The organism is Diaphorobacter oryzae DSM 22780 (assembly GCF_059568935.1).
In genome coordinates this window covers 124012-144855 of the sequence record NZ_JCANUL010000007.1, presented here as the reverse complement: position 1 = coordinate 144855, position 20844 = coordinate 124012, and the positions used below count along the sequence as shown (strand labels likewise).

At 66.1% G+C, this 20844-nt stretch carries 22 protein-coding genes and 1 riboswitch; of the genes, 7 read left to right on the top strand and 15 right to left on the bottom strand.

What is annotated here, in order from left to right:
* Nucleotides 1-79: 79 nt before the first annotated feature.
* Nucleotides 80-883, top strand: coding sequence for an IclR family transcriptional regulator domain-containing protein (locus BP68_RS12900; protein ID WP_496372355.1), 804 nt, complete (start codon nucleotides 80-82; stop codon nucleotides 881-883).
* A 15-nt stretch (nucleotides 884-898) separates the two neighbouring features.
* Here BP68_RS12900 and BP68_RS12895 read toward each other — a convergent pair whose 3' ends face one another.
* Nucleotides 899-1120: a hypothetical protein gene (locus BP68_RS12895; protein WP_496372448.1), complete on the bottom strand. Its 222-nt coding sequence runs from the start codon at nucleotides 1118-1120 to the stop codon at nucleotides 899-901.
* A gap of 128 nt (nucleotides 1121-1248) precedes the next feature.
* Here BP68_RS12895 and BP68_RS12890 point away from each other — a divergent pair, with 128 nt between their 5' ends.
* The gene (locus BP68_RS12890) at nucleotides 1249-1683 is read left to right on the top strand and encodes a DUF1841 family protein (protein ID WP_496372353.1); all 435 of its coding nucleotides are present in this window, start codon (nucleotides 1249-1251) and stop codon (nucleotides 1681-1683) included.
* On the opposite strand, the gene BP68_RS12885 is transcribed toward BP68_RS12890, so the two are convergent.
* The 3 genes from BP68_RS12885 to tyrS form a co-directional block, all read right to left on the bottom strand.
* Nucleotides 1644-2546, bottom strand: a complete 903-nt coding sequence (locus BP68_RS12885; protein ID WP_496372351.1) for a universal stress protein — start codon at nucleotides 2544-2546, stop codon at nucleotides 1644-1646. The genes BP68_RS12890 and BP68_RS12885 overlap by 40 nt on opposite strands.
* A gap of 201 nt (nucleotides 2547-2747) precedes the next feature.
* Nucleotides 2748-2873 carry a hypothetical protein gene (locus BP68_RS12880; RefSeq protein ID WP_496372349.1) on the bottom strand — a complete coding sequence of 42 codons (126 nt, stop codon included), beginning with the start codon at nucleotides 2871-2873 and terminating at the stop codon, nucleotides 2748-2750.
* Between the two features lie 149 nt (nucleotides 2874-3022).
* Complete coding sequence (gene tyrS / locus BP68_RS12875) at nucleotides 3023-4255, bottom strand: tyrosine--tRNA ligase (protein WP_496372347.1); 1233 nt, start codon at nucleotides 4253-4255, stop codon at nucleotides 3023-3025.
* A gap of 191 nt (nucleotides 4256-4446) precedes the next feature.
* Here tyrS and BP68_RS12870 point away from each other — a divergent pair, with 191 nt between their 5' ends.
* Nucleotides 4447-5811, top strand: a complete 1365-nt coding sequence (locus tag BP68_RS12870; RefSeq protein ID WP_496372345.1) for a M23 family metallopeptidase — start codon at nucleotides 4447-4449, stop codon at nucleotides 5809-5811.
* Between the two features lie 14 nt (nucleotides 5812-5825).
* On the top strand, nucleotides 5826-6947 hold the full coding sequence (locus BP68_RS12865; protein WP_496372343.1) for an anhydro-N-acetylmuramic acid kinase: 1122 nt from the start codon (nucleotides 5826-5828) through the stop codon (nucleotides 6945-6947).
* Nucleotides 6948-7008: 61 nt separating this feature from the next.
* On the opposite strand, the gene erpA is transcribed toward BP68_RS12865, so the two are convergent.
* The 6 genes from erpA to BP68_RS12835 all read right to left on the bottom strand — a co-directional run bounded on the left by erpA (nucleotide 7009) and on the right by BP68_RS12835 (nucleotide 11648).
* On the bottom strand, nucleotides 7009-7380 hold the full coding sequence (erpA, locus tag BP68_RS12860) for an iron-sulfur cluster insertion protein ErpA (protein WP_496372341.1): 372 nt from the start codon (nucleotides 7378-7380) through the stop codon (nucleotides 7009-7011).
* Between the two features lie 61 nt (nucleotides 7381-7441).
* Nucleotides 7442-7837 carry a bactofilin family protein gene (locus BP68_RS12855; protein ID WP_496372339.1) on the bottom strand — a complete coding sequence of 132 codons (396 nt, stop codon included), beginning with the start codon at nucleotides 7835-7837 and terminating at the stop codon, nucleotides 7442-7444.
* Between the two features lie 65 nt (nucleotides 7838-7902).
* Nucleotides 7903-8619 carry a DUF6776 family protein gene (locus BP68_RS12850; RefSeq protein ID WP_496372337.1) on the bottom strand — a complete coding sequence of 239 codons (717 nt, stop codon included), beginning with the start codon at nucleotides 8617-8619 and terminating at the stop codon, nucleotides 7903-7905.
* Nucleotides 8620-8737: 118 nt separating this feature from the next.
* Entirely contained in the window at nucleotides 8738-9130 is a 393-nt protein-coding gene (rpsI, locus tag BP68_RS12845) for a 30S ribosomal protein S9 (protein ID WP_496372335.1), read from the bottom strand.
* Between the two features lie 10 nt (nucleotides 9131-9140).
* Nucleotides 9141-9569 carry a 50S ribosomal protein L13 gene (gene rplM, locus BP68_RS12840; RefSeq protein ID WP_011804079.1) on the bottom strand — a complete coding sequence of 143 codons (429 nt, stop codon included), beginning with the start codon at nucleotides 9567-9569 and terminating at the stop codon, nucleotides 9141-9143.
* A 153-nt stretch (nucleotides 9570-9722) separates the two neighbouring features.
* A complete protein-coding gene (locus tag BP68_RS12835) occupies nucleotides 9723-11648 on the bottom strand; it encodes a serine/threonine protein kinase (RefSeq protein WP_496372333.1) in 1926 nt (641 codons plus the stop codon).
* A gap of 214 nt (nucleotides 11649-11862) precedes the next feature.
* On the opposite strand from BP68_RS12835, the gene BP68_RS12830 reads away from it, so the two are divergent.
* Nucleotides 11863-12756 carry a 23S rRNA (adenine(2030)-N(6))-methyltransferase RlmJ gene (locus BP68_RS12830; protein ID WP_496372331.1) on the top strand — a complete coding sequence of 298 codons (894 nt, stop codon included), beginning with the start codon at nucleotides 11863-11865 and terminating at the stop codon, nucleotides 12754-12756.
* A gap of 30 nt (nucleotides 12757-12786) precedes the next feature.
* Here the strand turns inward: BP68_RS12830 and BP68_RS12825 are convergent, their stop codons facing one another.
* The 5 genes from BP68_RS12825 to ahcY all read right to left on the bottom strand — a co-directional run bounded on the left by BP68_RS12825 (nucleotide 12787) and on the right by ahcY (nucleotide 17548).
* On the bottom strand, nucleotides 12787-13545 hold the full coding sequence (locus tag BP68_RS12825) for a septal ring lytic transglycosylase RlpA family protein (protein WP_496372329.1): 759 nt from the start codon (nucleotides 13543-13545) through the stop codon (nucleotides 12787-12789).
* Nucleotides 13493-14110, bottom strand: coding sequence for a hypothetical protein (locus BP68_RS12820; protein WP_496372327.1), 618 nt, complete (start codon nucleotides 14108-14110; stop codon nucleotides 13493-13495). Before BP68_RS12820 ends, BP68_RS12825 begins: the two co-directional genes overlap by 53 nt.
* Nucleotides 14111-14171: 61 nt before the next feature.
* On the bottom strand, nucleotides 14172-15011 hold the full coding sequence (gene metF, locus BP68_RS12815; protein ID WP_496372325.1) for a methylenetetrahydrofolate reductase [NAD(P)H]: 840 nt from the start codon (nucleotides 15009-15011) through the stop codon (nucleotides 14172-14174).
* A complete protein-coding gene (locus BP68_RS12810; protein ID WP_496372323.1) occupies nucleotides 15008-16006 on the bottom strand; it encodes a TlyA family RNA methyltransferase in 999 nt (332 codons plus the stop codon). The genes metF and BP68_RS12810 overlap by 4 nt, the downstream gene beginning before the upstream one ends.
* A 114-nt stretch (nucleotides 16007-16120) precedes the next feature.
* Complete coding sequence (gene ahcY / locus BP68_RS12805) at nucleotides 16121-17548, bottom strand: adenosylhomocysteinase (RefSeq protein WP_496372321.1); 1428 nt, start codon at nucleotides 17546-17548, stop codon at nucleotides 16121-16123.
* 61 nt (nucleotides 17549-17609) lie between these two features.
* Nucleotides 17610-17691: riboswitch (S-adenosyl-L-homocysteine riboswitch) on the bottom strand.
* 134 nt (nucleotides 17692-17825) lie between these two features.
* Between ahcY and BP68_RS12800 the strand changes: the two genes are divergently transcribed.
* Complete coding sequence (locus BP68_RS12800; protein WP_496372319.1) at nucleotides 17826-19454, top strand: peptide chain release factor 3; 1629 nt, start codon at nucleotides 17826-17828, stop codon at nucleotides 19452-19454.
* 12 nt (nucleotides 19455-19466) lie between these two features.
* Nucleotides 19467-20837, top strand: coding sequence for a hypothetical protein (locus tag BP68_RS12795; RefSeq protein ID WP_496372317.1), 1371 nt, complete (start codon nucleotides 19467-19469; stop codon nucleotides 20835-20837).
* Nucleotides 20838-20844 lie beyond the last annotated feature (7 nt).

Genomic DNA, 20844 nt, shown 5'->3' with positions numbered 1-20844 from the left:
AGGAAACCGGCGCTGTGGCCGGTGCATTTGTTCGCATATAGAACAAATGTTCGTATAATGAATTTTAGGACGAAGCGCCATGAATGACACCCCCCTTTCCGTAAGTAATACCCACAAGCCCGGCGACAGCTATGTGCAGTCCTTTGCCCGCGGGCTGGAGGTCATCCGCTCTTTCAGCGCGGCCGCGCCGCAGCAGACGCTGAGCGAGGTGGCCGCACGCACCGGGCTCACGCGCGCCGGCGCGCGGCGCATCCTGCTGACGCTGCAGACGCTGGGCTACCTGGAAAGCGATGGCCGGCTGTTTCGCCTCACGCCGCGCATCCTGGACCTGGGCTTCGCCTACCTCAGCTCCATGCCGATCTGGGACCTGGCCGAACCCATGATGGAAGCGCTCACGGACCGCGTGCACGAGTCCTGCTCCGCCGCCGTGCTCGACGGGCTGGACATCGTCTATGTGCTGCGCGTGCACACCCACAAGATCATGAGCACCAACCTTGCCGTGGGCTCACGCCTGCCGGCGTTCTGGACCTCGCTGGGCCGCATGCTGCTGGCCACGCTGCCCGAGCACGAATTGCGCGCGCGCCTGGCCGTCCTGCCGCGCAAGCAGTTCACGCGGCACACGGTGCTGGACGATGAGGCGCTGCTCGCACGCATCGCCCAGGCGCGCGCGCAGGGCTGGTGCCTGGTGGACCAGGAACTGGAGGAGGGTTTGATCTCGGTGGCCGCGCCGCTCATCAACCGTGCGGGCCACACGGTGGCGGCGCTGAACATCAGCGGCCAGGCCAACCGCACCAGCACCGAGATGCTGCGCGAACAGCTGCTGCCCGAATTGCTCAAGACCGCGCAGGCGATCTCGCGCACGCTGGGCACCCGCCGCGCCTAGCCACGGCGGTGGCCGTCAGGGCTTGCGCATGCTCAGCACCAGCAGCACCGCGCCCACGGCGATCGCACCGATGCTGAGCCACTGCGGCACATTGACGGATTCCTTTTCCTTCACCGTCAGCTCCAGCGGCCCGATCTTGGCCTGCGTGGTCTCCTTGGTGAAGCTGAAGCCCCCGGTCAGAAAACCCGCCAGGCCCAGGATCAGCAAAATCACGGCCAGGATGCGCATGCCCGTCATGGTGTCTACCTCGTCGGTCCAAAGTTGTGCAGGCATGCACTGTAGGCGGGCGCCCCTGGCACCGCGCGTAGGAGGCTGCCGCAACCTGTGGCCATGACCTGGGCGGGCCGCGTGCTACGCTGGCGGCCATGTTCAATCCGTCCCAAGCCGACGTGCGCCGCTTCTTCTGCGCCGCACATGCCAAGCAGCAGGCCGGCCAGCCCATGGAAGCCATCGAGACGCTGGCAGGCCTGTGGATCGCCGAGCACCCCGAGTACCACGCCGACCTGTCCGACGCGGACGCCGCCCTGGCCCGCAACTACGACGAGACGCCGGACCGCACCAACCCCTTCCTGCACCTGTCCATGCACCTGTCGATCAGCGAGCAGTGCAGCATCGACCAGCCGCGCGGCATCCGCCAGGCCGTGGAACTGCTGGCCGCGCGCCTGGGTTCGCTGCACGACGCGCACCACGCGGCCATGGAATGCCTGGGCACCATGCTCTGGGAGGCCCAGCGCGCGGGCCGTCCTCCGGACGGCGAGGCCTACATCACCTGCGTCCAGCGCCGCGCCACGCGGGGCTGAGGCGCCGCGCCGCGCGCCGCGGCGCCGGGGTAGTCGTGCGGGTACACCAGCACGTCGCAGCCCACGCCTCCCAGCAGGCGCCGGGCCACGCTGCCCAGCAGGGCATCCATGACCAGGCTGCGCCGGCGATGGCTCAGGGCCACCAGGTCCGCGCCCGAGCTTTCCTGCTGCACCGCCAGTTGCCGCGCCATGTCGCCCATGCCGATGGACAGGCCGACACGGTTACGCCGCGCCTCGAAACCGTCCGACAGGCGCACGAGACGGTCGTGCGCATGGCGGCGCATCTCCTCGCGGTAGGTCCGCACGGCCTGGGCCGAGGCCTCGGCGCTGCGCAGCTTGGCCTCGTCGCGCATGTCCACCGCGTGGAACAGCTCCACCGCCGCCGAACCATCCAGCGCGCCCGCATAGCGCACCATGGCATTCGACGCTGGTGAGAAGTCCACGGCCACCAGCACATGCGCATAGGCGGCCAGCGCCGCCTGCTGCACCACCAGCGCCGGGCAGGGGCTGCGCCGCAGCACCTGTGCCAGCGTACCGCCGGCCCACAGTCCGCCCAGACCAACCTGCGGGCGCTTGTCCAGCACCAGCAGATCGGCGCCTTCGGCGGCGCGCAGGACGGAATCCGCCACATCGCCACCGTGATACGGCAGGGCCGAGACCGGGAGGTCATGGCGGCGCGCCAGCTGGCGCGCGCGCTGCTCCAGCCGCGCCTGGGGGTCGGCGAACTTCGGGTCCGGCATTTCGGCACCGAAGAGGATGCGCAGGCGGGCCTTGTGTTCGGCCGCCAGCAGTGCGGCGCGGTCGAGCGCATGCTCCGCGGCGGTGGAAAAATCGGTGAGGGCCACAATGGTCTGAAGGCGCATGGTGCATAACTCCTGGTCGGCGAACGGGGGCAACGGCGTGCAGCAGGCCGTCGGCGGTGCGTCATCGGCAATGGGAGGGGCAAGCCAGGCAGCCGCAGCGGTGTGCGACAGAACTTGCGTGCAGGCGGGTTCCAGCGTGCCTGGGCGGGATGCCCGGCGGTGCTGGATGACGCTCGAAGGGAAAGAGGAGAACCGCCGGGCCTAGAAATCTGCGGCCGGCGAAGCTGGTTTCAGAACACCCATCCTGTGCATGGCGCGCGCCAGCGCAGCGGCCGCCGAAGCAAGCCGTGCGATACGCACGCAGGGGGTGGAAACCAGAAAACGCATGGGCTCGATTGTAGGAAATACCCCCGCCGCGGACAAGGATTCCGCACTGGATCGTGCCAGATAGCGGGCGCCGCCTGGGACGCGCCCGCGAGCCCTCTCTTGCGACGCCTCACCCGACCGATGCTGGTCGGGTGGCGTCGCCCGTGGGATCAGGCAAGCGTCACGCGGGCAAACTTGCGCTTGCCGACCTGCACCACATAGCAACCCGCCTCCAGCCGCAGGCCACGGTCGCTGATCACGGAACCATCCACGCGCACGCCGCCGCCGTCGATCAGGCGGTTGGCCTCGCTGGTCGAGGGCGCAAGATTGGCCTGCTTGAGCAGGGCACCGATGCCCAGCGGGGCGCCGGAAAGCGCCAGCTCCGGGATCTCGTCGGGTACGCCGCCCTTGCTGCGGTTGACGAAGTCCTGCTCGGCCGCATCGGCGGCGGCCGCGCTGTGAAAGCGCGTGGTGATCTCCTTGGCGAGCATCACCTTGGCATCCTTGGGATTGCGCCCGCCCGCCACCTCGGCCTTGAGCGCGGCGATCTCGGCCAGGCTCTTGAACGACAGCAGCGTGAACCAGTCCCACATCAGCGTGTCCGAGATCGACAGCACCTTGGCGAACATCGAGTTGGCGTCCTCGGTGATGCCGATGTAGTTGTTCTTGGACTTGGACATCTTCTGCTCGCCATCCAGCCCGACGAGCAGCGGCATGGTGAGCACGCACTGCGGCTCCTGACCCCATTCCTGCTGCAGATGGCGCCCCATGAGCAAGTTGAACTTCTGGTCGGTTCCACCCAGTTCCAGGTCGCTCTTCAAGGCCACGGAGTCGTAGCCCTGCAGCAGCGGGTACAGGAACTCGTGCAGGCTGATCGAGCTGCCGTCGGTGAAGCGCTGGTGGAAATCGTTGCGCTCCATCATGCGCGCCACTGTGTACTTGGCCGACAACTGGATCATGCCGCGCGCGCCCAGCTGGTCGCACCATTCGCTGTTGTAGCGGATCTCGGTCCGCGCCGGGTCCAGCACCTTGGCGGCCTGGGTGTAGTAGGTCTCTGCGTTCGCCTTGATCTGCTCCGCCGTCAGGGGCGGACGCGTGCTGTTGCGCCCCGAGGGGTCGCCGATCAGCGTGGTGAAGTCGCCGATCAGGAAGATCACCTGGTGGCCCAGGTCCTGGAGCTGGCGCATCTTGTTGAGCACCACGGTATGGCCCAGGTGAATGTCCGGCGCGGTGGGGTCCAGCCCCAGCTTGATGCGCAGCGGCTGGCCTGTGGCTTCGGAACGGGCCAGCTTCTGGCCCCACTCCTCCTTGGGCAGCAGTTCATCAACGCCGCGCAGGGACACTTCAAGCGCCCGTCCTACACCATCGGTCACCGGGAATGTTGTAACAGCAGATTGATTCATAAGGGTTTTTGTGGGTGTCGCCGGCACCCCAAGGACTATACTTTCGGGCACTTCCAAGCAGTGGATTCTAGTGGGCCCGCCAGCCAGCCCGGCGTTGACCACCCTCCACCGCACACCGACATTCTTGGTGTCTCCCGCCCTTTCGTCCCTTGGCACGGGGCCTGGAGGCACACCTACGCCTGGGGTAAGACTTGAACAACGGCTTGACCACCGCCTGCCTGTCATGGCTCAACGAGCTAAGGCAATCCGTTCAGAAGCATCCGAAACGCATCACCGCCGCCGTGGCGACCCTGCTGCTCACAGGCGGCGGCGGCGCCTTTGCCGTGGCCTCCTTCGCGCCCGACCCGGCCGACCTGCCGGTGCGCACCGTGGCTCACCCCGTGGAGTCGCTGGCCGGCGAAGAACCCCTGTCCTCGCTCGTGGACATTCCGCAGTATTCGCTCTATCGCTCCGACGTCACCCGCAGCTCCGACACGGCAGAGAGCATTCTGCAGCGCCTGGGCATCGCCGATCCCGTGGCATCGGCCTTTCTGCGCGGCGACAGCAACGTGCGCCAGCAGCTGCTGGGTCGCGGTGGCCGGTCGATGTCCGCGGAGACCACCGACGACCACCGCCTGCTGCGCCTGACCGCACGCTGGGCACCCGAGGACAGCGGCCAGTTCAAGCGCCTGGTGGTCGAGCGCACGCCGGACGGCAGCTTCGCCTCGCGCATCGAGACGGCACCCCTCACCGTAGGCAGCCGGCTGGCGGGCGGCGTCATTCGCAGTTCGCTGTTCGCTGCCACCGATGCAGCCAATATCCCCGACGCCGTGGCCGTGCAACTGGCCGAGGTGTTTTCCGGCGACATCGACTTCCGCCGCGCGCTGCGCAAGGAGGACCGCTTCTCCGTGGTCTATGAGACCTTAGAGGCCGACGGCGAGCCGCTGCGCAGCGGCCGCGTGCTGAGCGCCGAGTTCCACAACAGCGGCAAGACCTACAACGCCGTCTGGTTCCAGGAACCCGGCGCCACCAAGGGCTCGTACTACACGCTGGACGGCGAGAGCATGCGTCGCGCCTACCTCACGTCTCCGGTGGAGTTCTCGCGCGTTTCCAGCGGTTTTGCCATGCGCCTGCACCCCATCCACAAGACCTGGCGCGCCCACTTGGGTACGGATTTCGCCGCCCCCACCGGCACGGCCGTGCGCACCGTGGGCGACGGGGTGGTGGATTTCGCGGGCGTGCAGAACGGCTACGGCAACGTGGTCTACGTCAAGCACCGCAACCAGCACGTCACCGTCTACGCCCACCTGAGCCGCATCGACGTGCGCAAGGGCGAGGGCGTGGAGCAGGGCCAGAAGATTGGTGCCGTGGGCGCCACGGGCTGGGCCACAGGCCCGCACCTGCACTTCGAGTTCCGCGTCGATGGCGTGCACAAGGACCCGATGACCATTGCCCGCCAGAGCGAGGCCGCCCAGCCGGTGTCGGCCGCCGCGCGCCCGGCGTTCGAGCGTCTTGCGGGCAATATGCGCGTGCAACTGTCCTCGGCAGCACAAATCCTGCAGGCCAGCGCCGAATAACGCGACACACCCCGGTGAACAGTCAGGCGCCGTGGTTCATTGGGCTGATGTCGGGCACCTCGCTCGACGGCGTCGATGGCGTGCTGGCCCGGTTTTCCGATGGAAAATGCACCGTGGCCCAGCACGCATCAGCGCCACTAGCTCCTGATTTAAGAGCAGAACTGCTCGCCCTGAATGCCAGCGGTGGCGACGAGTTGCACCGCGCCGCGCTGGCGGCAAACGCACTGGTGCTCACCTACACGGGCGTGGTGCATGCCCTGCTCCGGCGGGCGGGGTTGACGCCCGATGCCGTGCGGGCCATAGGCGCCCACGGACAGACGGTGCGCCACCGCCCCCAGGCCTTCGATGGCACGGGCTACACGCTGCAACTCAACAACCCCGCCCTGCTGGCCGAAGCCACGGGCATCACAGTCGTCGCCGATTTCCGCAGCCGTGACGTGGCGGCCGGCGGCCAGGGCGCCCCCCTGGTGCCCGCGTTTCACCAGGGCGTCTTCGGTCAGCCGGGGCGCACGGTGGCCGTGCTGAACCTGGGCGGCATCTCCAACCTGAGCATCCTGCGTCCCGATGGCGCCGTGCTGGGCTTCGATTGCGGCCCCGCCAACGCGCTCATGGACTACTGGTGCCAACGCCACACCGGCCAGCCCTATGACGACGGGGGTCGCTGGGCCCGCACCGGCCAACCCATTCCCTCCCTGCTCACCGCCTTGATGGCAGAGCCCTTTCTGGCCCACCAACCGCCCAAGAGCACGGGGCGCGACCTGTTCAACCCGGACTGGCTGGCCCCACACCTCGCGGCCTGCGCGCACGATGCCCAACCCCAGGACGTGCAGGCCACGCTGGCCGAGTTCACCGCCCATGCCTGCGCACAAGACCTGGTGCGGCACGCACCGCACAGCGAGCTGCTCATCGTCTGCGGTGGCGGCGCGTTGAACGACCACCTCATGAAGCGCCTGCAGGCGCTGCTGCCGGGCGTGCGCGTCGAAAATTCGGAGCGCCATGGACTGCCCCCGCTGCAGGTGGAGGCCGCCGCCTTCGCCTGGCTGGCGCGCCAATGTGTGCAGGGGGCCACGGCCAGCCTGCCCAGCGTGACCGGTGCACGTGGCGCGCGCATCCTCGGCGCCATCTATCCCGCCTGAGCCTGCTTCAGGCAGGCGTGAAAAAACCGCCCGAAGGCGGTTTTGGCGGGGAGGCATCCAATCAGTTCTCGACCGAAAAGCTCGACCCGCAGCCACAGGTCGTCGTGGCGTTCGGATTCTTGATGACGAACTGCGCGCCCTGCAGATCTTCCTTGTAGTCGATTTCCGCACCCAGCAGGTACTGGTAGCTCATGGCGTCGATCAGCAGCGAAACCCCGTTCTTGGTCATCGTCGTATCGTCTTCGTTGGTGATCTCATCGAACGTGAAGCCGTACTGGAAGCCCGAGCAGCCGCCGCCCTGAACGAAGACACGCAGCTTGAGGTCGGGGTTACCCTCCTCCGCAATCAGTTCGGCCACCTTGGCGGCGGCGCTGTCGGTGAACAAGATCGGGGTGGGCATTTCGGTGTGGGTATTCTCGGCTACGGCGCTCATGGTGGGCTCCTTGGAACAGTTTCTCTCTTTGATGGTACGGCAAAGCCCGACGCGGCTCCGCTCACTGAGCGTTTGACGCCAGCTTCAGTGTGGGCTTTTCATCGAGCAGCAGGGTCACGGGGCACAACTGCCCCGCAATCACCGCGCCCTGGTGCATTTCAAGAGCCTTGTAGTGCACGTTGCCCGTGATGCGCGCCTTGGGCTGCAGTTCCAGCAACTCCGCCGCATGCACCGGCCCATCGACCGTGCCATTGATGATCACATGCGCCGCATGCAGCGTTCCCTCCACATGCGCCGACTCGGACACCACCAGCATGCTGGGCTCGGCAGAGGCGCGCACGTCGCCCACCACCTCGCCATCAATGCGCAGCCCGTCGGTGAACAGCAGGTCGCCCTGAAGGCGCGTGCCCTGGGCAATCAGGCTTTTGATGGGGGGCTGCTTCTTGCGCGAGAACATGCGGTACTCCTAAGGAACGGACGAAAAGGCAACGGGCGTGACGCGGGCTTGCTGGCCCATGATCGCTATTCAAGAGAAAACGTCTGGATCGCGCGCACGGAGCCACCCTCCACCAGACGCGCCGTCACGGTTTTTACCATGGCCTGCGGCGGCAGATTCAATACGCCCTGGGCTCGCCGATATTGCTGGAACTGCATGGGCTGACTGACCACGGGCGGCTGCGACGACCAAGGCGCCCCCTGCGCCACTCCAGCCAGCACCAGCTCCAGCCGCCCCTTGAACTCTGGCGCATTGCGCATGGGCTGGATCGCCAAGACCTGCCAACGCAGCTGGGCTCCATCGCCCAGGATCTCGGCGTACAGTCCACGGATGGCCAGCGCCTTGTCGGCCTTGGCCGCGGGAATGAGTTTCTCGAAGAACCCCAGGTCGTCGCGCAGGCTGCGGTTGTCGGCCTCGAGCTGGCGGATCTGCTCCGTCAGGCGCTCCATCGCTGCGCGTTCGGTCGTGCGCAGGCTGTCAGCCACCACGCTCCTTTCCTGCTGCAGGCGGCTGTCCTCACGCAGCTGCACGACCTCGGCCCGCAGGCGCCGCAGTTCCTCGCGCGCATCGGCATCCAGCCCCGCTATGCGCTTGCCGAACTCGAATGCCCACAGCGTCACGGCACCACACAGCCCCAGCGCGATGGCCAACACAACCCACCGCAACGGCCATGGCAACGCACTGCGTACGGCCATGCGGGGAGCCGTGATGGTGAGGCGGCGACGTAGAAGACGAAAGCGCATGGAAATCGGGAAAAGTCTGGCGTGAAAAGCAAAAAACCGCCCACAGGGGCGGTTTTTCTGCAGTCTGCAGCGCACCCTGAGGTGCGTCGCAGCATACCTGCAAAGCAGCTGCGTGCGATTAACGCTTCGAGAACTGCTTGGCGCGGCGAGCGGAGTGCAAGCCGACCTTCTTACGCTCGACTTCACGCGCGTCACGCGTCACGAAGCCAGCCTGGCTCAGTGCAGCCTTCAGCGTTGCGTCGTAATCGATCAGGGCGCGGGTGATGCCGTGACGGGTTGCACCGGCCTGGCCGGATTCACCGCCGCCATGCACGTTCACCTGGATGTCGAAGGTTTCGACATGGTTGGTGAGCACCAGCGGCTGCTTGGCGATCATGATGGAGGTTTCGCGGCCGAAATACTGCTGAATGTCCTTGCCATTCACAGTGATCTTGCCGGAACCCTTCTTCAGAAACACGCGGGCGACGCTGGACTTGCGACGGCCGGTGCCATTGTTCCATTCACCAATCATTCAAGGCTCCTTAGATTTCCAGCGCTTTGGGCTGTTGGGCAGTGTGCGGGTGTTCCGCGCCGCCGTAGACCTTGAGCTTCTTGATCATGGCGTAGCCCAGGGGGCCCTTGGGCAGCATGCCCTTGACGGCCTTCTCGAGCGCACGGCCGGGGTGCTTGGCCTGCAGGTCACGGAAGTTCGTGGCCGTGATGCCGCCGGGATAGCCGGAATGACGGTAGTACACCTTGTCCAGGGACTTGGTGCCGGTCACCTTGAGCTTGGAGGCGTTGATGATGACGATGTAGTCACCAGTGTCAACGTGAGGCGTGTAAATGGCTTTGTGTTTGCCGCGCAGACGGAGGGCAACTTCGCTGGCTACCCGGCCGAGCACCTTGTCGGTGGCGTCAATCACAAACCACTCGTGCACGACCTCAGCGGGCTTTGCGCTGAATGTAGACATGAGTTTCTCTTTTCTAGAGGCGGTTTGGCGGTCCTTTTCCACGGTCGGTGCTCCTCGTGCGGGGGCCTCTTAGGTGGGTTCTGATACTTCGCCGCGGGACCAAAAACGCTGCGAAGCCAAACATTATACGAAATCGCCACAGCCACCGCGCAGTCACTGCGGGTACATCTGCCGCCGACGCTCTTCCGCCTCCTGCTTGCGACGGTTCTCCACACAGATGGGGTGGGTCGCCACGCCGGCCTTCTGGCACTCTTGGTGAATGCACATGGGCCGGGCAAAGAAGCTTGCCGACGCACACACCTCATCCGGTCCCGGAGCGCGCGCTGGCGCCGCCGGGCGTGGGGCTGGCGGGGGCGGCGGAGGCTCGGGCGCCGCTGCCACGGCCTGCGGCACGGGCGGCGCGGATACCGGTGGCGGCTCCGCCACCCGGCGCGATGGCTTCGCCCTCTGCGCGGCAGTCACCGGCACTGCTGGCGTTGTCGCCATCTCCGGCGTCGTAGTCTCGGGCGGCGGCACGGAGGCACCCGCCTCTTCATGGCTCGTGAGAAGCAGTTCGGCCGACGCCTGCGGTCCCGGAGCCTTCGCCGGTTCGGCCAGCTCCGTGATGATTTCACTCTCCGGCGTCAACCGCGGGCGCTCCTGCCGCGCCCACCACAGCCCTCCGGCAATGGCCAGCACGACCAGCGACCCCACCATGGCCCAGACCGTTCGCACATGGCCCGAGGAACGCCGAGGCACTCCGGCACCAGCAGCTGCGGCGGCCTTGCCAGGCCGACCGCCCTCAGATGCGCGCCCCTCGGGCGCATGGCTTTGCCGGACGGGGCCGCGCCGGCGCCGCGAATGCTCATCCCATTGCTGCGATGCATCACGCGTGTCCGCAAACGCCTGCGTGTCGCCCGCGTCGACCACCGTTTCCTGGAACGCCGGCTGGGGCGAATCTTCTTGCTTCCCGGAAGAAGCAGCATCGGCGCCACGCACCGCCGATGGAGCCGCCCCCTGCGGTTCCGAATACAGCGGCTGCGACAGTGCCGTGATGTCGATCACCGGCATGGCCACGCCCTGGGCATCCTTGCTCGACGGCTCGACCCAGATGTCGCCCAGTTCCGCACGGAAATCGAAGGATTCCAGCCCCGCAGGCGCGGACGTCATGCCCATCGTCTGCAGAAACTGGTCGATGGACTGCGGCCGGTCCTCCGGCTGCAGCGCCAGGCACTGCGCGACCGCGTCGACGAACGGACGCGAGTATTCGACCCCGAACTGCTTGCGCACGGTGCGCGCCACGCGCGAGAACGACACCATGCGGTCCCGTATGGCGCGCAGAGTGGCAGGCAACGGCGTGTCGTTGCACAGGCAGCCATGCACCACGGCGCCCAGCGAATACAGATCGCTCCAGGGCCCCTGCTTCAGGTGATCCGCAGCGTCCGTGTACTGCTCGATGGGCGCGTAGTTGACCTTGAGCACGGCCGTGTGCCTTTGGTCACGGTCGCTGATCGCATGGCGTGCCGCGCCCAAGTCCAGCAACACCGGCGGCCCATGGTCCTGCAAAAAAATGTTGTCCGGCGAGATGTCCCGGTGCAGCGTCTGCCCCTCGTGCAGCACGCGCAGCGCGCTCGTGACCGACCACAGCACCTGGCGCAGCCAGCTTTCGGGCGGGGGCGTGCGCATATGGGCGCGCGCCTGCTTGAGCGTCATGCCGCTGTACAAGGGCATGACCATGTAGGCCGTGTGATTGGCCTCCCAGAAACGGAAGACCTTGACCAGCGAGGGATGGTCAAACTGCGCCAGCAACCGCGCCTCGTCCACGAACGAGGCTAGTCCGGCCTGGAACGACTGCTCGTCCGACGAGGAGCGCACCCACAGCGAATGTCCATCGGCACGCCCGGCAAGCGCCGCCGGCATGTACTCCTTGATCGCCACAAAGCGCAGCAAGGAATGGTCGAATGCCTGGTACACCATGCCGAAACCGCCCACGCCCAGCAGGGCCACCACCTCGAACTCCCCCAGCCGGGTACCGGGCTGCAGCGCATCGACATGGTGCGCAATGCTGGCTGGCGTGGTGTGCTGGGGGACGGCGGACATGGAGCAGATCAACAGGTGGCGCGGGGAATGGGCAGATGCGAAGGTGGGGAATGAAGTCCTGGCGCGGGCGGCCCATGGCCGTCAACGGTCGCCATGATGCGTCAAGCCGGCCCGGGGACCGGCAACAAAGCGCATCCTGTCTGCCAAAAACATCACATCCCTTTGGCAGCGCTGCCGCATTGTGCCGCGAACGCGGGTCGTTACCATTGCGCGCATGTTCAGCTATCGCCACGCCTTTCATGCAGGCAATCACGCCGATGTGCTCAAGCACACGGTGCTCATCGCCACTTTGCAACACCTTCTACAGAAAGAAGCGGCCCTGACCGTGCTGGATACACATGCCGGAGCGGGCCTATACCGGCTGGATGGCGACTATGCCACCACCAGCGCCGAGTCCACGGACGGCATCCTCCGTCTGGTTCCACCCGCCACCCCCGCCACGCTGGCGCCTGCCTTGCAGGAATACGTGGACATGGTGCGCGCCTTCAACCAGGGCGCGAACACCCGCGTCTATCCCGGCTCGCCCTTCATCGCCCAGCGCCTGCTGCGCGACCAGGACAAGCTCAAGCTGTTCGAGCTGCACCCCACGGACGCCCGCGCCCTGGCGGGCAACGTGGCCCAGCTGGAGGCCGGGCGCCAGGTGGCCGTGCTGCAGGAAGACGGTTTCGAAGGCGTCAAGAAATTTTTACCTCCACCGGCCCGCCGTGCCCTTGTACTCTGCGATCCCAGCTATGAAATCAAGAGCGACTATGCGCGCGTGCAGGACATGGTGCAGGACTCGCTCAGGCGCTTTGCCACGGGTGTGTACGCCGTCTGGTATCCCATCATCCCGCGCCCGGAGGCGCATGACTTGCCCCGCCGGCTCAAGACCATGGCGACCAAGGCCGGCAAGCCCTGGCTGCACGCCACGCTGACGGTGAAGTCCAGCAAGATGGGGCCAACGACCACCGGCGAACCCGGCCGCCGGCCAGGCCTGCCCGCCAGCGGCATGTTCCTGATCAACCCGCCCTTCACGCTGCAGGCTGCGCTGCGCGAGGCGCTGCCCCAGATGGCCGAGCTGCTGGCCCAGGACCGGCACGCCGCGCATACCCTGGAGCACGGCGGCTGATCCTCACGCCGAGGCCAGGCGCCACCGCCCTCAACGGCGCCGCGCCCGGGCCTTGGCCTTGTCCGGTCGGCCCTGGCGCACCGCCGGCCGCGGAGCGGGCGCCGATGCACGCACCTCATCGTCCACCGCAGCCTCGAGTTCCGGCAGGCCTTCGGGGCAGTCATCATCCTCCGGCCCCAGGCGCCAGAGCTCGACGGGTTTGATGCCCAGGCCCGTCATGCCCAGCTCCTGCGCGGCAGCCTGGCTCAGGTCGATGACGCGGCCGGGCGCAAACGGCCCGCGGTCATTGACGCGCACCACCACCACCTTGCCGTTGACCATGCTGCGCACGCACAGGCGCGCGCCGAAAGGCAGGGTGCGGTGCGCGGCCGTGAGTTCCTCGCGGTCGAAACGCTCACCGCTGGCCGTGCGCCGACCGTGAAAGCGCCCGCCATACCACGACGCCAGTCCACGCCCCAGCAGCTCGCCGGTATCGCCCGCTGCGGGCACCTCGTCGGGCTCGGCGTCGGAGGCGGGCGCAGACGGGACAACCGCCCTGCCCTCGGCGCCGCGGGCACGTGATGGCGCGGGCGGGGCCGCCGGCCGCGCCGTCGGCTTGGCGCGCGACGCGGCGGCCTGGCCCGGCTCCCCTTCGCCGGGGGTGGTCGCCGTTGGCGGCGCTACGCAGCCCGCCAGCCAGGCGCACAGCAGGCAGGCGCCCAGGGCGCGCAGCAGCCGGCTGGCGTATGCAGTGGTTTCAAGATTTGGCGCAGCGCGCGGTGATGTTGTCTTCAAAACGGCGTAAGTCATTGCGTTCGCCCGGCGTCAGGTCCGCGCGTGCTTTCTTGGCCGCAAGGATACGCCGGGACTCCGCGCACTGGCGCGCCTGGCGGTCTTCCTGCTCCTGCTCCGCCCACTGCTCCTGCTGCAGGCGGTCCGCCTCTTCGCGGCGCTGGAGGCGGGATTCGCGCCGCTCCTTGTAGTAGCGCGACGCGGCCTCGCTCTCCTCATCGCTGCAGTCGCGCCGGTATTCGCGCTGCATGCCCGCAATCACCTCATAGCTCGATCCATTGGCCGAGGCCGAGCGGATGCTGCCCTGCAGGGTGCGGCAGCGCGCGCTCATGTACTCCTGGTAGTCCGGCGCCTCCCGCACGGAGCTGCTGCGCCGCGCCGGCGCGTAGTCCCGCGACTCGCTGCGCCGCTCCACGGGTCCCGCGGATACGGCCGTGGTGACCATGCCCTGCGGGCAGGGGCGCGACAGGTTGTAGACCGTGCCGCTTTCGTCACGGCAGGAATAGCGCGTCTGCGCGGCAGCGGGTGCGGCCTGCAGGAGCGTCAGGGTGATCAGCAGCAAGGGGGCGATGGCGGGCTTCATACCGAGAAGGGGCGCAATTGAAAGCAAAGGTAAACACCGCCAATATTACCCAGCCCCACCGTTACACCGCCAGGCGCCGGCAGATTTCCAACGTGACCGCGCTCTGGTTCATGGTGTAGAAGTGCAGCCCCGGCACGCCGCCGCGGCGCAGTTGCTCGCACAGTTCGGTCACCACATCGAGGCCGAAGGCGCGGATGCTGGCCGTGTCGTCGCCAAAGCCCTGCAGGCGCAGGCGAATCCAGCGCGGGATCTCGGCGCCGCAGGCGTCCGAGAAGCGCATGAGCTGCGAGGCCCCCGTGATCGGCATGATGCCGGGCACCACGGGCACGTCGAGGCCCAGGCGGCGCACCTCGTGCACGAAGCGAAAGTAGGCGTCGGCGTTGAAGAAATACTGCGTGATGGCCGAATCGGCCCCCGCACGCACCTTGGTGGCGAAGGCCTGCAAGTCGGCCTCGAACGAGCGGGCCTGGGGGTGCACCTCGGGGTAGGCCGCCACTTCGATGTGGAAGTCTTCACCCGTCTCGGCGCGGATGAAGGCCACGAGGTCGCTGGCGTACTGGAACTCGCCCCCGATGCCGTAACCGCTGGGCAGGTCGCCGCGCAACGCCACCAGGCGCTTGACGCCCATGGCCTTGAGTTCGGCAAGCTGCTCGCGCACGCTCGCGCGCGTGGCGCCGATGCACGAGAAGTGCGACGCCGCGCTCACGCCCTCCGCCAGGATCTCCCGCACCGCGGCAAAGGTGCCGGCCTGCGTGGAGCCGCCCGCGCCGTAGGTCACCGAGCAGAACTCGGGCCGCTGCGCATAGAGCTGCTGGCGCACGGCGCGCAGCTTGTCGGCGCCCTCGGGCGTCTTGGGCGGAAAGAATTCGAAGCTGACCGGAAAGGCCGTGGATGGGCTCATGCCACCCTCCTTGCGTGAATGAAGAATTCGCGGTTGCCGTCACCGCCCTCGATGGGGCTGTCCAGCCAGCCCTGCACCTGCAGCGGCAGGGCCGCACAGCAGTCGCGGATGCGCTGCTCGACCTGGGCATACAGCGCGGGGTCGCGCACGATGCCGCCCTTGCCCACCTGGCCGGGCTGCAGCTCGAACTGCGGCTTGACCAGCATGAGCAGCGTGCCGCCCGGTTTGAGCAGCGGCACCAGCGCGGGTAGCACCAGCGTGAGCGAGATGAAGGACAGGTCGCCCGTGATCAGGTCGAAGGCTGGCGTGATGTCCACATCGGCACATTCGGGCCGGCGACGGCGCTGCACCGGCAGCGTTCCGTCGGACCGCGCCTTGGCCTTGGCGGCGCGCTCGGCCTTGAAAGACTCGATGTCGTGCTCCTTGGCATCGTTGCTGTCGTCGTAGTCGTCGTCGACCATGCCGCCGTTGCGCATCCAGGCGTAGGGCGCCTGCGGCTGGGTCTCGTTGTCTTCCGCTTCCTCGATGACCTCGGACAGCGCCTCCTCGCAGGCCGCCTGCAGCGATTCGGGCGTCATCGCGCGGGCGTTCAGGCCCTCCACGCAGACCACGCGCGGATCAGCGCGCAGGCGCTCGTGCAGCTGAGCGTGGCCCACGTCCACGCCGATGACCTGCGCCGCGCCGCCCTGCAGCAGGCAGTCGCTAAAGCCCCCGGTGCTCTGGCCCACGTCCAGGCAGCGCAGGCCCGCCACCTGCAGGCCCGTGGCCTGCAGCGCGCCCTCGAGCTTGAGGCCGCCGCGCGAGATGTAGCGCGCCTCGGCCGCGTCCAGCAACTGCACCTCGGCCACGGTGGGAATGTCGTCGCCGTTCTTCACCACCTTCTGCCAGGGCGTGAGCGGCGACAGCCGCCACTGCACGCCCGCGGCAATCAGGCGCTGGGCCTGCGAGCGCGTGCTCGCATGGCCGCGCTCCACCAGAAAAACGTCCGCACGCATGGCGTCGCCCTCTCTTGTTTTGATAGCTGGTTGCGCTTTCCCTGCGCCATGTTCGGGCATATTTCATGCTGAACATGGCTAGCAACAAGCGCAGGCAGCTATGGTTTTTGCAGATCAGTAGCGGTAAGTGTCAGCCTTGTACGGGCCTTCCTTCTTCACGCCGATGTAGGCCGCCTGCTCGTCGGTCAGCTCGGTCAGCATGGCGCCGACCTTCTTCAGGTGCAGGCGCGCCACCTTTTCGTCCAGGATCTTGGGCAGCACGTAAACCTTGCCGGCCTGGTACTCGGCCGGCTTGGTGAACAGCTCGATCTGGGCGATGGTCTGGTTGGCGAACGAGGACGACATCACGAAGCTGGGGTGGCCGGTGGCGCAGCCCAGGTTCACCAGGCGGCCCTTGGCCAGCAGGGTGATCTTCTTGCCGTCGGGGAAGGTGATCTGGTCCACCTGGGGCTTGACTTCTTCCCACTGGTACTGCTCGATCGAAGCCACGTCGATTTCATTGTCGAAGTGACCGATGTTGCAGACGATGGCCTGGTCCTTCATGGCCACCATGTGCTCGTGGCGGATGATGTCCTTGTTGCCGGTGGTGGTCACGAAGATGTCGGCCTTGTCGGCGGCGTACTCCATGGTCACTACACGATAGCCTTCCATGGCGGCCTGCAGGGCGTTGATGGGGTCGATCTCGGTCACCCACACCTGGGCAGACAGCGCGCGCAGGGCCTGGGCCGAGCCCTTGCCCACGTCACCGTAGCCAGCCACGCATGCCACCTTGCCGGCGATCATCACGTCGGTGGCGCGCTTGATGCCGTCCACCAGGGATTCGCGGCAACCGTACAGGTTGTCGAACTTGGACTTGGTCACCGAGTCGTTGACGTTGATGGCGCGGAACAGCAGCGTGCCCTTGGCCGACATTTCGTTCAGGCGGTGCACGCCGGTGGTGGTCTCTTCGGTCACGCCGATGATCTGGGCCGACTTGCGGGTGTACCAGGTGGGGTCCACGGCCAGCTTGGCCTTGATGGCGGCAAACACGATGCGCTCTTCTTCCGAGCAGGGGTTGGCCAGCACGGACAGGTCCTTCTCGGCCTTCTGGCCCAGGTGCATCAGCATGGTGGCATCGCCGCCATCGTCCAGGATCATGTTGGGGCCTTCGCCTTCGGTGCCGGCAGCGCCGAATTCGAAGATGCGGTGGGTGTAGTCCCAGTAGTCGGCCAAAGACTCGCCCTTGATGGCGAACACGGGCGTGCCGGTGGCGGCTATCGCGGCAGCCGCGTGGTCCTGGGTCGAGAAAATGTTGCACGACGCCCAGCGCACATCGGCACCCAGGGCCTTCAGCGTCTCGATCAGCACGGCCGTCTGGATGGTCATGTGCAGCGAGCCGGTGATGCGCGCGCCCTTCAGGGGCTGGGCGGCAGCGAACTCTTCGCGGATGGCCATCAGGCCGGGCATTTCGGTTTCGGCAATCTTGATTTCCTTGCGGCCCCAGTCGGCCAGGGAAATGTCGGCGATGGCGAAATCGGCGGGGGACTTGAGAACAGCGCTCATGGTTTTCTCCAAATCGGATGCTGAAAAAACCACGCCTTGGGGGAGCTCACCGCACAAGAAGCGTGGGCGAGCGTCGTTGCGAATGCAGGGGTCCGAGCCTCGCGCCCCGCTGTGCTGGGGACGCTGCAACGCTCCTCGGAAAGCGCGAATTATAACGGCCGCCCCGCGCGAACCCGGGCGCCTTAGAATCCGGCCCAATTCCCGGGAGCGGCCTCGCGCCGCCCGCTTTCCTTTTCGCCGCGCGGCGTGCCGCGCCGGCACCTCACCCGAAATCACTGTGTCGTACGCCCCAGAAACCCGGCGCCGCCGGACCTTTGCCATCATCTCCCACCCCGACGCGGGCAAGACCACGCTGACCGAGAAGCTGCTGCTGTTCTCGGGCGCGATCCAGATCGCGGGCGCCGTTAAGGGCCGCAAGGCCAGCCGCCACGCCACCTCGGACTGGATGGAGATCGAGAAGCAGCGCGGCATCTCGGTGGCCAGCTCGGTCATGCAGATGAGCTACCGCGACCACGTGATCAACCTGCTGGACACGCCCGGCCACAAGGACTTCTCGGAAGACACCTACCGCGTGCTCACCGCCGTCGACTCGGCGCTGATGGTGATCGACGCCGCCAACGGCGTGGAAGCGCAGACGCGCCGCCTGATCGAGGTCTGCCGCCAGCGCGACACGCCCATCATCACCTTCGTCAACAAGATGGACCGCGAGGTGCGCGACCCGCTGGACATCCTCGACGAGGTCGAGCGCGAGCTAGGCATGCCCTGCTGCCCCATCACCTGGCCCGTGGGCCAGGGCAAGAGCTTTGGCGGCATCATCAACCTGCGCACGCAAAGCATGACGGTGTTCACCGCGGGCAGCGAAAAACGCCCGCAGGACTTCGAGGTGATTCCCCTGGCAGAGGCCGACAGGCTGCGCGCGCGCTTCGGCAAGGCCTTCGACGACGCGCTGGAGAGCATGGAGCTGGCCCAGGGCGCCTCGGCCGAATGGGACCATGAGGCCTTCCTGGCCGGCAAGCTCACCCCCGTCTTCTTCGGCTCGGGGGTGAACAACTTCGGTGTGATGGAAGTGCTGGACGCCGTGGTCGACATGTCGCCCCCGCCCGGCCCACGCATCGCCTTCACCGAGGTGAACCGCAACCGCGAGGAAAAGACCATCCAGCCCGACGACGAGAGCTTCTCGGGCGTGGTCTTCAAGGTGCAGGCCAACATGGACAGCAACCACCGCGACCGCATCGCCTTCGTGCGCGTGGCCTCCGGAAAGTACACGCCCGGCATGAAGATGAAGGTGCAGCGCACAGGCAAGGAACTGCGCCCCACATCCGTGGTGACCTTCATGTCGCAGCGCCGCGAGGCCGTGGACGAGGCCTATGCCGGCGACATCATCGGCTTCACCATCCACGGCGGTGTGCAGCTAGGCGATTCGATCACCGACGGCCCCAGCCTGCAGTTCACCGGCCTGCCGTTCTTCGCCCCCGAAATGTTCATGACCGTGGTGCTGAAGAACCCGTTGCGCACCAAGCAGCTGCAGCAAGGCCTGATGCAGTTGGGCGAGGAAGGTGCGATTCAGGTGTTCAAGCCCGATGTGGGCGGCAACATGCTGCTGGGCGCCGTGGGTCAGCTGCAGTTCGAAGTGGTGCAGCACCGACTGAAGACCGAATACGACTGCGATGTGCGCCTGGAAGGCTGCCAGTACACGGGCGCGCGCTGGATCACGGCCGACACCCCGGCCGAACTGCGCGAATTCGAGAACGCATACCCGCTGCGCCTAGCGCATGACGCGGCGGATACGCTGGCCTATCTATGCACCAGCCCGTATGACGTGCGGCTGGCACAGGAGCGGTTTCCGAAAATCCATTTCCATCCGCTGCGGGAGCATGCGGGGTTGGCGTTGCAAAGCGGAGGCTAAGCAGACACCCATATGCCGCACACCGCCCAGCCATCTCGCCAAGCAAGGCCGCTGGCCTTCATGTTCGGTCTGCTCCTATTGATCTATGGGGGCTGGCTGGCGGTTTTCTGGCCCGGCATGCTGGGGGAAGATAGCCTGGCCATCCTGCTCGAGGTGGGGGACCCTGCAACATATAGATCGGGCAAGCCCGCATTCTGGTACTACTTTGTCCGCCTGTTCTATCAAGGCCACCATCTTGTAGAGATACCTATCGCGTTCATGATGGCTTTGAGCGCGTTCATTCTCGCGCGCATCCTTGCCTGGTGTTGGACTCAGCGGCTGTACGGGACCACAATTTCCTTGCTGGTTTTCGTATGCATGGCCCCTCACTTGATATTTTTTGTGGGCATGCTGTATCCGGATGGCATCTATTCAGTGGCAGTGGCTGGGTTGCTGTTTGAAGTATGGTTGATCGCCCATCTTCGCAAAGCGAGCTTTCTATCGCTGCTGGTCCTCACCCTCACGCTTCCGATTGCAGCATTCGCACGCCCCAATGGCATCATTTTTCTAGTACCCGTTGCCATCTTGGTGTTCATCGCCGACAAAACCAGCCGTCGATGGATTGCCGCCATCCTGCTGGCATGGTGCGCCCTCGCGGTTGCTGCGGCCAGTACGCACAAATCCAGCAACCATGGCGCACTTTACCCACTGGCCATTTTTGAAACAGTCAACTTCCTGCAGGCGCGGCCCATGAATTTGTGGACAGCGTCGCCGCGCGTATTGCCAAGCACCATAGAAGTCCTGACAAAGCACCACCCCATAGAAACCTATACCAGTCACTACGATCCAGACTACTGGGACCCTCTGCAATTCACCCCCACTGGACCGCGTGTCATGGCATTTCCTCGCCAGGATCGCAAAATCATTACCCGCGATTTTTTCCGCTACAACCTGTGGAACAACATGCCCAAATTCATGGGCAGCAGAGTCAACGTCTTTCTCGTCTCGGCACTCGCTCAAGGGGGCGCCCCCAATCTAAGCTATGCACAGCATGTTCTGCAGCGCATCAACACCCAAACCACCTATCGACAGTTTCAACTCAACCAAGCGGAGCGGGCGCTCACCAGTCTCCATGAGATCAGCTATCACTACCGATGGTTGCTCTGGACTCCATTTTTTGGCATAGGGCTACTAGCGTGGGCCTTGTTGAAAGGCTTCCAGCTTCACAACAAGGCGCTGCTTTTGATCGCCGCCCCTATGCTGATCCAGCTTGGAGCCATATTCATCTTTTCTATTGCTGGCGAGTATCGGTACCTACTTCCCTTCTTCACTCTACCGCTGGTCTTGCTGCCCATCCTTGCATTTGGCGCACGCCCTATTGCCACACGATTCCCTCCCAAATGACGGATGC